This window comes from Kitasatospora sp. NPDC041917 (assembly GCF_055589745.1).
In genome coordinates, this window is the sequence record NZ_JBVJBI010000048.1 from 43,121 (window position 1) to 55,797 (window position 12,677).

A 12,677-nucleotide genomic window follows, 5' to 3' on the forward strand; every position below is an offset into this window, starting at 1 on the left:
GGGGCGGCGGCGGTTGTCGCGGTCATGGGTCGAGCATGGCGACCCCGGACCGTGTAGCACCAGCGATGAATACTGAAGCGGACACTTTAGGATCACTGCATGATGGATCTGGGGCGCCTGCGGGCGCTGCACGCGGTGGCGGTGCACGGCTCGGTCGGCGGGGCGGCGGCCGCGCTCGGCTTCACGCCCTCGGCGGTCTCGCAGCAGATCGCCAAGCTGGAGCGGGAGACCCGCACGGTGCTGCTGGAACGGCAGGGCCGTGGCGTGGTGCTGACTGACGCGGCGCGCGAGCTGGCCGTCACCGCGCGGACCGTGCTGGGGCTGGTGGAGCAGGCCGAGGTGCGGCTGGAGGAGCAGCGCGGCCGGGCCGTCGGGCGGCTGCTGGTGGCCGCGTTCCCGTCCGGTGCCCGCGGACTGATGCCCGGGGCGCTGGCCGATCTGCGGCGGCGCTGCCCGGAGCTGGACGTCCGGCTGCTGGAGCGCGATCCCTACCCGGCGGCCGAGCTGGTGGCCCGGGGCGAGGTGGACCTGGCGCTGGTGCAGGACTGGCCGACCGTACCGCTGCCGGTGCAGGAGGGGGTCTCCCGGATGGACCTCGGCACGGACCCGGTGGACCTGCTGCTGCCCGCCGACGACGATCTGGCCGCGCTCGACCCGGTGCCGGTGGAGCGGCTGTGCGGGCAGCGCTGGATCAGCGTGCCGCCGGGCAACATCTGCCACGACTGGCTGGTCCGCACCCTGCGCGAGGCCGGCGAGGAGCCGGACGTGCGCTACCAGGTCGGGGAGTTCGAGACGCAGATCGCCCTGGTCGCGGCCGGTCTGGGCATGGGTCTGGTGCCCAGGCTCGGACGGGGCCCGCTGCCGCCCGGGGTGGCGGTCCGCCGGGTGGCGCCGGAGCCCGGCCGCCGGGTGTTCGCGCTCTGGCGCTCCCAGGCCTCCCGGCGTCCGGCCATCACCGAGGCGCTGGCCTCGATGCGGGAGTGCTGGGGGCGGCTTCCGGTCTGAGGGCCGCCGTGTTCGAGGGCATCGCGGGGGCCCGGGCCTCGTACGGGCCTCGTACGGGCCTCAGCCGGCGAAGCCGATCACCAGCCACATGAAGCCGACCCCGGCCACGGTGCAGAGCAGGGTGGTGCGCGAGGGGTGCGGGCTGTGCGCCTCGGGGAGGATGTCCGAGGTCGCCAGGTAGAGCAGGAAGCCGGAGAAGAAGCCCAGGTAGAGGCCGAGCAGGTGCGCCGGGATGGTGAACGCCAGGGTGATCGCCGCGCCGGACACCGGGGCCAGCGCGTCGGCGGCGAGCAGGGTCAGCGCCCGCCTCCGGTTGTTCCCGTACAGCCGGGTGATCGTGTACGTGTTGAAGCCGTCGGCGAAGTCGTGCGCGACCACCGCGATGGCCACCACCGTGCCGACCGTGGTGCCGGCCTGGAAGGCGGCGCCGATCGCGAAGCCGTCCATGACGCTGTGCCCGACCAGGGCCAGTGCGGCGGTCATCCCGACGCCCTGGTGCCCGACGGAGTGGGTGTGCCCGTGCTGGTGGCCGTGGGAGTGCGCGGCGTACTCACCCTCGTGGCCGCGGTGGATGGCGACCGCGCGCTCGATCACGTGGATGGTGAGGAAGCCGGCCGCGAACATCAGCAGCGCCTGCGGGACGCCGTGCAGTTCGTTCGGGGCCTGGTGGATCGCCTCGGGCAGCAGGTCGAAGGCGACGACGCCGAGCATCAGCCCGGCGGCGAAGCCGAGCACCAGGTGGCGGCGGTCGCGGGTGCGCTGGGCCACGAAGCCGCCGACCAGGGTCATCAGGAACGCCGCGGCGGCGACCAGTACCGCGGTCATCGGGCCGACTCCGTCTCGGGTCCGGCCTGGTGGCCGGGGCCTTCACCGGGTGGTCCGCCGAGCGTGCTGCCCATTCCTCTCCCCCTGGGATCCGCCCGTGACCGGGCCGACCGCCGACCGTACCGGACGCCCGTTCGACGGTGATCACCCGGGGTGCCGGGCCCGACCGGGAGCCGTGCCCCCAGCCTCGGCCCGGGCCCGCTCGGGCGCCCCCCGGATGGGCCGCCGGTTGAGCTGTCGGAGTGAGGCCCCCCGCCGCGGCGAGGGACCCGTCAGCCGCCGGTGGCGAGCGGCAGGCCGAGGTGGGTGTGGGCGAGTTCGCGGACGCCGTCGCCGTCGATCAGGTGGATGTGGCGGTGGCTCTCCTCGGCGGTGAGGTCCAGCACCTCCTCGGTGAACCGGCCGGTGGTCAGCCGCAGCCCGCGCTCGGCGGACTCCTCCCCGACCGCCTCGGCCAGGGTCTCGATCTGCTCGGCGCCGACCGACGCGGTGTCCCGGGAGGCCCAGACCACCCAGCGGCCGGGCAGCGCGGTCCCGGGCGCGCCCTCGCCGGTGGCGACCAGCCCGGCCGGGCCGCGCAGCCGGACGCTCCACTGCGCGATCCCGCCCCTGGTCAGCAGGTCCCGCACCAGCTGGGCGAACTCGTTGGCGGACAGGTCGGAGGCGGCCGGCACGGTGGCCCCGGCCCGGGCGGCCGGCTGGACACCGGCCCGGTCGTACGGGTCCGGGGTGACGGCGGCGCCGAGCTGGCGCAGCCGCACCAGGGCCTCGTCCTGCTCGGCGTCGGCGTAGACGCCCTCGTCGTCGCGTTCCTCGTACGGGGTGCCCGGCGGCAGCAGCCGGGTGCGGGCCAGCGCGTCGCGGTCGGCGTCCACGCTGACCAGGCAGAGCGGCTCGGCCGCGGCGGGGTCGCGCAGCCAGCCGTTGAGGACGACGCCGGCGAGTATCTCGTCGGTGTCGACGGCGTCGGCGGCCTGGAGGGCGCGCAGGGCGAGCCGGGCGACCAGCCGCAGGTAGTCGGTGGCCCGGTCCGCGGGCGGGCGCGGCACCGGACGGATGTCGCCGTCCGGGTCGAGCCGGTAGCCGGTGAGCGAGGGCACCAGGTCGAGCGGCGGCAGGTCGAGGTCCAGCACGGCGGTGCGGGTGAGCGGGCGGAAGACCGCCCTGCAGGGGGCGGGCAGGTCCTGGGTGGCGGTCTCGGCGGCGGCCAGCGCCCGTTCCAGCAGCGATTCCACCGCGGCCGGTTCGGCCAGCCGGTAGGCCCGCCGGCATTCCTCCAGGCTCTCGTTGTACTCGCGCACGGCGCGGGCCCGGGCCTCCTCGGCCGCCTCGTGGGCGCGCCGGGACTCGTCGGCGGCCGGGCTGCCGGCCTCGGCCCGGCGGGTGCGCCACTCGCGCAGGGCCCGCTGGTGGGTGAGCCGGGCCTGGGCCAGCTCGCGCTGGTAGCCGGAGTCGAGCAGCCGGCGGGACGGGCCGCTGTCCGGGTCGGCCGCGGGCGGCTCGGCGGGAGCGTAGTCCTCCCAGCGGGGCTCGGAGTCTTCGGCCGCGGCGGGACCGTCGGCCGGGTAGGGGCGGGGCTGGTAGTGGCGCAGCTGACTCTCGAAGTCCATGGCCGAGACGGGCAGCGCGGCCCGTCGCAGCAGGTCGGCCAGCCGGTCGTGCTCGGCCTGGACGGCGCGGGTGCGGTGGTGGGTCAGGGCGGCGGCCCGGGCGTGCGCCGCCACGGCCTCGTCCTGGTCGGCCTCGGCGGGGCCGGAGTGGCCGGAGTGGCCGGTTCCGTGGTCGGCTCGGCCAGGGCCGGGACCGACGGGATCCGGGTCGGACGGACCGGCACCGGTTGGACCGCGACCTGCCGGATCGCCACCTGCCGGGCCGTCGCCGGACGGACCGTCACCGGCCGTGCCCCCACTGGGGCGGCCGGCGACGGCGTCGCCCTGCTCCTGCTCCTCCTCGGCTCCGAGGTCGCGGAAGACCGAGGCGAGGAAGCCCGGCCGGGGGAACTGGACGGTGGCGGTTCCGTCGGACTGGCCGTCTGCTGGGTACTGCATCGGTCGTCGTTCCCCCATGCTCGTCCGGCGCCTGCCCGGGGCGATCGGCGAACCTGTGGACCCGCCGCTGCCGGACATTGTCCCCCGAACGGACGCAGCGGTCAGCCAAGCCGCTCAGTTGGTCCGGGTGTTGGTGAGGTGCAGACCGATGTAGCCGACGTAGATCCGGCCGCTGCCGGAGCAGTCGTCCAGGTAGTGCAGCCGGGGCGCGGTGCGGCCGCCGCCGATCCGCAGGTGCGCGCCCATGAACGCGCGCCGGGAGGAGTCGACGCATTCCGGCACCGGCAGCATCCGCTCGCGCTTCCACTTGGTGTGGCTGAACACCGTCCGGGACTCCCCGCGGACCGCCTTGCGGGGCGGGAAGCGGTGGCAGCCCTCGGGGGTGCGCTCGCACCACTGTTTGAAGTCCCCGCCGGCCGCGCCGCGGACGGCCGCCTCGGCGTACTCCTGGAGGGCGGTCAGCCCGTCCCAGGCGAGCCGGGCCCAGCCCGCGCCGGCGCACTGCAGCTCGTCCAGGGCGAGCGCGTTCTTCTGGTCCCCGGTGAAGGTCACCAGCGGGAACTCGCCCAGTCTGGCCATGAGTTCGGAGAAGGTCTCGGGCGTTCCCCGGCGGTCGTGGAGCTGGGCGACGGAGAACGGCCCGACGACCGGACCACTGCCCGGTGCGGCGCAGTGGCGTCCGGTCAGGGCGCGGGTTCCGGAGCGGAGGCGGCCCTCCCGGATGTCCCGGCCGTCGCGGCCCTCCCGGCCCTGGCCCCGGTCCCGGTGTTCGCGGCGTTCCAGGCGCAGGGTGTGCCGGACCCGCTCCAGCTCGTCGGCCCGGGCCTGCTGCTCCGCGCGGTCCTGCTGCTCCTCGTGGACGAGCGCGGCCAGTTCGATGACCTGGTCCGGGGCGGCCCGTTCGGCGGTCCGTTCGCAGGCCTGTCCGACGGCGTGCCCAGCCGTCCGCCCGGCCTGCTCGGATGCCCGCTCGACGGTCTGCTCCGTGGTCTGCTCGGCGGACTGCTGGGCGGACCGCTCGGCGGGCTCGCGGAGCTGCGGCGGCGGGACGCGCAGCACCGGGACGGCCGCGAGCGGCGGTGGCAGCGGCTGCTCCGCAGCCAGGCGGCGCGGCTCGCGGGCGAGCAGCCCGGCGGCGCGGCGCAGGTCCTCTTCTATTCGGCCCCGGGCGAGCACCGGATGTCGGGCGCTGTCCTGCCGGGAGGCCGGGTCGACCTCGGGCAGGTAGGTGCGCACCGCTCCGCCGTAGACGGTGTGGTACTCCAGCGCGACGTTGAACCCGGTGCGGGCGCCGGGGTCCAGCACGTAGGTGGTGGCGAGGCCGGGCAGCTGCTGGCAGAGCGGGGCCACCACGTCCTCCACCCAGCGGTCGAGCGGGAGGTTCACCGGGACGCTGGCCACCACCGTGGGCAGCCTGCGCCCGGGGTCGCACAGCTCGTCGATCAGGGCGTCGACCTCGTCGGCCGTGATCACCCGGGGGGTGGAGCGGACGGCGGACGGGCCGTCGGTGGCGTCGAGCAGCGGGAGGAGCGAGCGGGCGAGTTCGGGCACCGGCACCCGGCACGGGGTGCGCACACCGCTGCCGGTGCTGTGTGTCTCCGCCTCCAGCCGGACCCAGGTGGGGCCGTCCGCCGCGGTGGCCACGGTGAGGGTGAGCTGCTGGGTGCCGTGCGGGGCCGGGGTGCGCAGCCGGCGGCGGTCGTAGCGGCCGGCGCCCGGACCCTCGCGCAGCGGGCCCAGGTCGCGGTCGAGCAGGACGCGCTCGCCCAGGCGGAGGCGCTCGGCGGTGGGAGCCGGTCCGGCGGTGGGAGCCGGTTCGGCGCTCTGCCCGACGGGGGCGCGGTGGGCCGGTGGGGGCTCCTCGTAGCCCTCCTGCTTCAGCCAGGAGGCCAGCTGTTCGTCGGCCAGGGCGACGGCCTCGGCGTGCCCGAGGAGCGTGGTGACCGTCATCCGGTAGGGCGTCGCGGGACCGCGGGGGCCGGGCAGGTCGGCGGCGGCGTGCGCGCGGACGCGGTTCGGGGCGGGGCGGTTCGAGGTCGGGTGGTACGAGGTCGGACGGTTCGAGGTCGGGCGGCTGGAGATCGGGTTCGTCGCGGACAGGGGATTCGAGGTCGAACGGTCTGAGGTCATGCGCATACCTCCGCGGTGCGGGGTCGGGTCCTGTGTCCTCCATCGACGGTTTCGTCCGGTTCTGCCGGAACCTTGCCCAGGAAACGCCACGGCCCGGAGCGGAAGTTCCAACTCCGGGCAACGACACTACGTTCGGGTGAATCTGCTCAAGCGTTCTTCCGCGTGGCGCAAGGCCTGGGCTACCGGAAACGGCCGGTCACGGGCCGTCCGACGAGCCGTCCCGCGGATCGTCCGTCCCCCGGGACCCACGAGGTACCACCCGCCCCGCGGCCGGACCGGTGCCGCTCGGAGCGGCACCTCTCAGACCGGCACCTCGACATAGGTGCGGCCGGCCGGGACCGCCACCGCGGTACCGCCGGTCGCCTCCGCCAGCCAGGTGTGGAACTCCGCCACGTCCGGCTCCGGCACGCCCACCTCGATCCGCACCCCGGTGGCCTCGTAGGCCAGATCGCTCACCGTGTACCCGGCCGCCCGCAGGTCGTTCTCCACCCGCCCGGCCCGGACGTGGTCCACCGTCACCGCGAGCAGCGCGACCGGCCGCCGCTCCAGCAGGCCGATCCCGTCCACCGCCGCCGAGACCGCGTTGCCGTACGCCCGCACCAGGCCGCCCGCACCGAGCTTGATCCCGCCGAAGTACCGGGTGACCACGGCGACGGTGTCGGTCAGCCCGCGCCGGCGCAGCACCTCCAGCATCGGCACCCCGGCCGTGCCGCCGGGTTCGCCGTCGTCGCTGGAGCGCTCGCGGCGCTGCTCGTCGCCGACCACGAAGGCGGTGCAGTTGTGCCGGGCGTCCCAGTACTGCTTGCGGATGCCGGCGATGAACGCCTGCGCCTCCTCCTCGTCGGCGACCCGGGCGAGGTGACAGATGAACCGGGACTTCTTGATCTCGGTCTCGTGGCTGCCGGCCCGCCGGATGGTGAGGTACGGCCTGGCGGTGGGCTCCGGCGTGGCGGACATGGCGGGGAGGTCCTCCCGAGGACGGCGAAGGCTGGCGGTGCCGCCCCGGGACACCGGGGCGGCACCGCCAGCCTAGTTGGCGCACGACGGGAGGACCGGCGGCCGGCCACCGGCCACGGGCCACCGACGGGTCAGCGCCCGGCCAGGGCATTCAGCCGCGCGCGGTCCAGACCGGTCAGCGCGGTGACCTCGGCGAGGTCGACGGCGCCGCAGTCCAGGCCGCGCAGCAGGTAGCCGCTCAGCGCCCGGGCGGTGGCCGGCTCGTCCATCACGTCACCGCCCGCCTTCGCGACGTACGCGGCCAGTCGGGCGGCGGCGGCCGCCAGGCCCTCGCGGTAGAAGGAGTAGACCGCGACGTAGCGGGTGGGCAGGTGCGCCGGGTGCATGTCCCAGCCCTGGTAGTACGCGCGGGCCAGCGAGCGGCGGACCAGGCCGTGGTGGAGCTTCCAGGCGGCGTGCACCTGCTCGGTGGAACCGGTCGGGACGACGTTGGTCGAGCCGTCGGAGAGCCGGACCCCGGTGCCCGCGGCCGCCACCTGCATGACCGCCTTGGCGTGGTCGGCGACCGGGTGGTCCATGCTCTGGTGGGCCGCGCTGACGCCGCAGGCCGCGCTGTAGTCGAAGGTCCCGTAGTGCAGGCCGGTGGCGCGCCCCTCGGCGGCCTCGATCATCCGGGCGACGGTGGCCCGGCCGTCCGGGCCGAGGATCGCCTGGGTGGTCTCGATCTGGATCTCGAAGCCGATCCGGCCGGCGGGCAGCCCGGCCCGGCGCTCGAAGTCCTCCAGCAGCCGGACCAGCGCGGTGACCTGCTCGGCGTAGGTCACCTTCGGCAGGGTCAGGACCAGGCCCTCCGGCAGCCCTCCGCGGGCCAGCAGGGTGGCCAGGAACAGCTCCAGGGTGCGGATGCCGCGGGCCCGGACGGCGGCCTCCATGCACTTGATCCGGATGCCGAGGTACGGCGGGGCGCCGCCCCCGGCCACCGTGGCGGCGACCAGCCCGGCGGTGCGGACGGCGGCCGCGTCCTCCTCGGCGTCGGGGCGGGGGCCGTAGCCGTCCTCGAAGTCGATCCGCAGGTCCTCGATCGGCTCGCGCTCCAGCTTGGCGCGGACCCGGGCGTGCACGTCGGCGAGCAGTTCGTCGTCCGCGACGCCGAGGGCGCGGGCCAGTTCGGCGGGGGTGGCGGCGTGCCGGTCGAAGGCGTCCAGGGCCCGGCGGCCCCACTCCCGCACGGTGTCGGCACCGAAGGCGTCGGCCGGGACGTAGACGGTGTGCACCGGCTGCCTGGTCCCGGGTTCGCCCGGGTAACGGCGTGCCAGATCGGCGTCGACGGGGGCGAGCAGCGCCTCCACGGCGGCGCGGGCCGCGGTGGAGAAGGAGGCCGCGTCCGTCGGCCCGTTTCCGTCGACCCCGACCCGTGTCATCCGCACTCCTCCATGCCGAACCAGCGCTTCAACAATTTGTTGAGGCGAAGGTAGCTCCGGCGGGTACGGGCGTCAATGGCCGACCCGACACCGGACGGTGGCGGCCGCGGTCAGTCCCTCCCGGCGGCGGCGTAGCGCTCGTTCAGCTCCGGGTACAGGTCGGCGACCTCCTTGGGGTGGACCGAACCGTCCGGACCCTTGCCGGTGACGCCGAACTCCCTGGTCAGCCAGTCGGCGAGGCGCTGGGGGTCGGGCTGGTGGCCGTAGCTGTCCATGTACGAGACGAGCGCCTCGTAGGCGAGGTCCGGGTCGAGGCGCGCGGGCACCGGAGCAACCGCGCGCTGCTCGGCGTGGACCGGCTGCTCGGCGTGGACGCGCTCCTCGGCCGGGACCTGCTGCTCGTGCTCGGCGGGCTGCTCAAGCTGCTCGGACTGCTCGGACTGCCGCTGCGAGCCGGCCGCGTGCTGGGCCTGCGGAACGGGCTCGGAGGTGGCGGCGGGGGCGGGGGCGGCGAGGGCGGGGGCGGCGAGGGCGGTGGGCTCCTCGGCGACCGGGCGTGGGGGCTTGAACCAGGGCGAGGCCTGGCCGGGCACCCGCCCGCCCGGGGCGGCGTCGGCCGGGTGGCCGGTGGTGCGGACCGGGCGCTCGGTCCAGACGTTCAGCTCCTCGCCGCGCGGCTGCGGGACGGCGTCCGCCACCTCGTCCGGCTCCTGGGCGGCCCGCAGCCGGACGGCGGCCAGCTTCGCAAGCATCGGCGCGGCGACCTCGGCGGACAACGGCGCGACGGCCGCGGGTGCCTGTGTCTGTGTCTGTGCCGCAGCCTGTTCGGGCTGGGCCTGTGCCTGTGCCTGTGCCGCAGCCTGTTCGGGCTGGGCCTGCTGAACCTGCTGGACCTGCGGAGCGGCCTGCTGGGCGGCCTGCGGCTCCTGCTGCGAGTGTTGCGGGTGTTGGGGCTGCTGCGGCTGCTGGGCCTGGGCCTCGGCGACCGGGGCGATGGCCGCGGTGGCGCGGTTCTCCTGGCCGGGTATCCCCTGCGCCTCCTGCTCCGGCAGCGCCTCCGGGGCCTCGCGCACACGGCCCTCGTCGTCCAGCCGGTCGAGCAGCGCCGGGTCCAGCGGCACGCCGAACTTGGCGAGCTTGAGCGGCAGCAGCGCCTGGATCGGCGCCGAGCGGCGCCAGCCGCGGCCGTACCGGAAACGCAGCTGCGCCCGGTAGACCAGGCGGTTCTGTTCCAGTCGGATGACCTCGTCGTAGGAGCGGAGCTCCCAGAGCTTCATCCGCCGCCAGAGCCGGAAGGTCGGCACCGGCGAGAGGAGCCAGCGCATCACCCGGACCGACTCCATGTGGCGGTCCGCCGTGATCGCCGCTATTCGGCCGACCGCGTGCCGCGAGGCCTCGACCACGACGACGAAGAGCACCGGAATGACCGCGTGCATCCCCATGCCGAGCGGGTCGCCCCAGGACGCGGCCGCGTTGAAGGCGATGGTGGCGACGGTCAGCAGCCACGCGGTCTGCCGCAGCATCGGGAAGGGTATCCGCAGCCAGGTCAGCACCAGGTCGAGCGCGAGGAGCACGACGATGCCGGCGTCCACGCCGATCGGGAAGGCGTAGGAGAAGGCGCCGAAGCCCTTCTCCTCGGCCAGCTCGCGCACCGCGTTGTACGAGCCCGCGAAGCCGATGCCCGAAATGAGGCAGGCACCGGCCGCGACCAGGCCGAGCAGGCCACGATGGGCCTTGGTGAGCGTTGGGCGTGCCATTACGTCTATCAACCCCTGGATGTCGGCCGCTGGCGTACAGTGCCTCGGCTGCCGGGTCCCGTTGGTCGGGCCGCCGGACGGCTGAGCAGCCTCCGGGCTCGGCCCACCGGAGTTTACTCGTACGCGTGTTTAAGCGTTCCCACAGCCTGGGGTGTCACAGTGCGGCGGCCGAACGCCGGCCCCGGCACCGTGCGGATCGGCGCCGGGGCCGGCCGGACCGTCAGCGGGTCTGCCTCGCCGTGCCGTTGAGGTAGGCCAGTACGGCCAGCACCCGGCGGTTGGCATCCTCGTCCGGGGCGAGGTCGAGCTTGCTGAAGATGTTGGCGATGTGCTTGGCCACCGCACCGTCGCTCACCGACAGCCGGGCGGCGATCGCCGAGTTGGAACAGCCCTCGGCCATCAGTTCCAGCACCTCGCGCTCCCGCGGGGACAGCCGCAGCAACGGACCGGGCCTGCGCGCGGTGGTCTCCATCAGCTTGGCGATCACGTCCGGGTCCATCGCCGTGCCGCCGGCCGCCACCCGGCGGACCGCGTCGATGAACTGCCCGGCGTTGAAGACCCGGTCCTTCAGCAGGTAGCCGATCCCCCCGGTGCCGTCGGCCAGCAACTCCCGCGCGTAGAGCTGCTGGACGTGCTGCGACAGCACCAGCACCGGCAGGCCCTGGATCTCCCGCCGTGCCTTGAGCGCGGCCTGCAGGCCCTCGTCGGTGAGCGTCGGGGGCAGCCGGACGTCGACCACGGCCACGTCCGGCCGGTGGGTCAGAAGCGCCTCCAGCAGCTCGGGGCCGGTCTCCACCGCCGCGGCGATGGTGAAGCCGTGCGCTTCCAGCAGCCGGATCAGGCCTTCGCGAAGGAGGTAGAGGTCCTCGGCGAGGACAACTCGCACGGCAACTCCAAGGTGATGGTGGTGGGTCCGCCCGACGTGCTGTCGATGGAGAGGACACCGTCGAAGGTACCCAATCGCTTCTCGATACCACGCAGTCCGGTCCCCCGCGAAGGGTCCGCCACCCCCACCCCGTCGTCCGTCACCGTGATCCGCAGGAGGCCGGCCCGGTAGAGGATGTCCACCCAGACCTGCTCCGCCTCCGAGTGCTTGGCCGCGTTGGCCAGCAGCTCGCAGATGCTGAAGTACACGGCGGCCTCCACCGGCGCCGGCGGACGGTCCGGCAGGCTCACGCACACCTCGGTCGGCAGCGCGCTGTCCAGCGCGAGGGCCCGGACGGCATCGCCGAGTCCGCGCTCGGCGAGCACCGGCGGGTGGATGCCGCGCACCAGGTCCCGCAGCTCCTGGAGGGCCCGGGCCGAGGACTGGCGAGCCTCGGCCAGGAGCTCCCGCGCGGCCCCCTGGTCGGTGTCCATCAGGTGCTCGATGGTGCCCAGCGTCATCCCGATCGCGACCAGTCGCGCCTGGGCGCCGTCGTGCAGGTCCCGCTCGATCCGTCGCAGCTCGGCCGCCTGGCTGCCCGCCGCGTCCGCCCGCGTCTCGGTCAACTCGACGACCCGCCTGGTCAGCTGGGCGCGCGTCGCCCGGCCGTCCTGGTCCAGCACCCGGCGGGCGGCCTCCGCGTACATCCGCACCGCGAACGGTGCCACGAGTATGCCGCCGACGACCATGGCGGCCCCGAGCGCGGTGCTCAGCAGCATGGACGCCATCCGGCCGCTCAGCGGGCCGAAGTCGTCCGCCGGCACCGGCGAGGAAAGGGCGTAGGCGACGCCCAACCCGAACAGAACCGCCAGCGGGCCGGCCAGAGCCACCACAAGGAGCGGGTTCACCAGCATCCAGAGCAACTCGCCCCGGGTGGTCCGGTCCCGCAGGCCCCAGTGGACGACCTGCACGTACTTCGCCACCGTCCGCGAGCGGTGGTACGTGTAACCCGTCCACCAGTGCCCGCGGCCGTCCAACTCCAGCTCCGGACGCGGCTCGTAGGTGGACGGCAGCCGTATGCCGAACCAGCGTTCCACCTGCCCGCGGGTACGGTCGGCGACGCTCCGGACGAGGTGGGCGGCGACCACGGAACCGACGAACGCAGCCACCAGCAGCGCGACGAGGATCCCCGGGGAGTAGTTCTGGAGGACCTGGGCCGCGATCACCCCCGAGAGGACGGCCGCCGCCACCGGCAGCACGAACCCCGGCACCGCGGACAGCAACACCACGAGCAGTCGTGTCAGGCCCTCGCCGCCCGCCGTGAAGGCGGCCCGGGCCTGCGCACGTACGGACGTGCCGCTCGCACGACTCACTGTTGTCACGGGAAGCTCCTGATGCCGGTACCGATCGTCCTCCATCAGTCTTCACGAACCGTCCATCACCCACACTGGCCATGGCACCCCAATCCCGAGGTAGACCTAGGACCACCTGCGAGTGGAGGAAGTGACACCGACCGATGAGACAGTCCGGAAATGCGAAGAACCCCCATCCGGATCCCGGATGGGGGTTCTTCTGAATAATTGTTCGGCGGCGTCCTACTCTCCCACAGGGTCCCCCCTGCAGTACCATCGGCGCTGTAAGGCTTAGCTTCCGGGTTCGGAATGTAACC

General features: G+C 74.5%; 9 protein-coding genes and 1 rRNA gene. 1 reads left to right on the forward strand and 9 read right to left on the reverse strand.

Annotated elements, in window-relative coordinates; translation table 11 throughout:
- Window positions 1-99 precede the first annotated feature (99 nt).
- Window positions 100-1,005 (forward strand): LysR family transcriptional regulator, encoded by a 906-nt coding sequence (locus ACZ6EM_RS35110; RefSeq protein ID WP_380545011.1) that lies wholly within the window; start codon window positions 100-102, stop codon window positions 1,003-1,005.
- Window positions 1,006-1,065: 60 nt separating this feature from the next.
- Here the strand turns inward: ACZ6EM_RS35110 and ACZ6EM_RS35115 are convergent, their stop codons facing one another.
- From ACZ6EM_RS35115 to rrf, 9 genes are all read right to left on the reverse strand, one after another.
- The gene (locus tag ACZ6EM_RS35115; RefSeq protein WP_380545014.1) at window positions 1,066-1,830 is read right to left on the reverse strand and encodes a ZIP family metal transporter; all 765 of its coding nucleotides are present in this window, start codon (window positions 1,828-1,830) and stop codon (window positions 1,066-1,068) included.
- Window positions 1,831-2,102: 272 nt separating this feature from the next.
- Window positions 2,103-3,878 carry a restriction endonuclease gene (locus ACZ6EM_RS35120; RefSeq protein WP_465774189.1) on the reverse strand — a complete coding sequence of 592 codons (1,776 nt, stop codon included), beginning with the start codon at window positions 3,876-3,878 and terminating at the stop codon, window positions 2,103-2,105.
- Window positions 3,879-3,992: 114 nt separating this feature from the next.
- Window positions 3,993-6,008: a hypothetical protein gene (locus ACZ6EM_RS35125; RefSeq protein ID WP_465774190.1), complete on the reverse strand. Its 2,016-nt coding sequence runs from the start codon at window positions 6,006-6,008 to the stop codon at window positions 3,993-3,995.
- 300 nt (window positions 6,009-6,308) lie between these two features.
- Window positions 6,309-6,965 carry a YigZ family protein gene (locus ACZ6EM_RS35130; RefSeq protein ID WP_359909213.1) on the reverse strand — a complete coding sequence of 219 codons (657 nt, stop codon included), beginning with the start codon at window positions 6,963-6,965 and terminating at the stop codon, window positions 6,309-6,311.
- Between the two features lie 131 nt (window positions 6,966-7,096).
- Entirely contained in the window at window positions 7,097-8,386 is a 1,290-nt protein-coding gene (locus ACZ6EM_RS35135) for a DUF6986 family protein (protein ID WP_401053739.1), read from the reverse strand.
- Window positions 8,387-8,496: 110 nt separating this feature from the next.
- Window positions 8,497-10,143, reverse strand: coding sequence for a DUF2637 domain-containing protein (locus ACZ6EM_RS35140; RefSeq protein ID WP_465774191.1), 1,647 nt, complete (start codon window positions 10,141-10,143; stop codon window positions 8,497-8,499).
- A 220-nt stretch (window positions 10,144-10,363) separates the two neighbouring features.
- On the reverse strand, window positions 10,364-11,029 hold the full coding sequence (locus ACZ6EM_RS35145; protein ID WP_387736816.1) for a response regulator transcription factor: 666 nt from the start codon (window positions 11,027-11,029) through the stop codon (window positions 10,364-10,366).
- Window positions 10,981-12,390, reverse strand: a complete 1,410-nt coding sequence (locus tag ACZ6EM_RS35150) for a sensor histidine kinase (RefSeq protein WP_452181005.1) — start codon at window positions 12,388-12,390, stop codon at window positions 10,981-10,983. Before ACZ6EM_RS35150 ends, ACZ6EM_RS35145 begins: the two co-directional genes overlap by 49 nt.
- 200 nt (window positions 12,391-12,590) lie before the next feature.
- Window positions 12,591-12,677, reverse strand: a 5S ribosomal RNA gene (rrf, locus tag ACZ6EM_RS35155); the annotation flags it as partial.

Excerpts from the sequence above, each read along its gene's own strand:
- ACZ6EM_RS35110 (WP_380545011.1), top strand. The coding sequence starts at position 100 with ATGATGGATCTGGGGCGCCTGCGGGCGCTGCACGCGGTGGCGGTGCAC.
- ACZ6EM_RS35115 (WP_380545014.1), bottom strand. The coding sequence starts at position 1,830 with ATGACCGCGGTACTGGTCGCCGCCGCGGCGTTCCTGATGACCCTGGTC.
- ACZ6EM_RS35120 (WP_465774189.1), bottom strand. The coding sequence starts at position 3,878 with ATGCAGTACCCAGCAGACGGCCAGTCCGACGGAACCGCCACCGTCCAG.
- ACZ6EM_RS35125 (WP_465774190.1), bottom strand. The coding sequence starts at position 6,008 with ATGACCTCAGACCGTTCGACCTCGAATCCCCTGTCCGCGACGAACCCG.
- ACZ6EM_RS35130 (WP_359909213.1), bottom strand. The coding sequence starts at position 6,965 with ATGTCCGCCACGCCGGAGCCCACCGCCAGGCCGTACCTCACCATCCGG.
- ACZ6EM_RS35135 (WP_401053739.1), bottom strand. The coding sequence starts at position 8,386 with ATGACACGGGTCGGGGTCGACGGAAACGGGCCGACGGACGCGGCCTCC.
- ACZ6EM_RS35140 (WP_465774191.1), bottom strand. The coding sequence starts at position 10,143 with ATGGCACGCCCAACGCTCACCAAGGCCCATCGTGGCCTGCTCGGCCTG.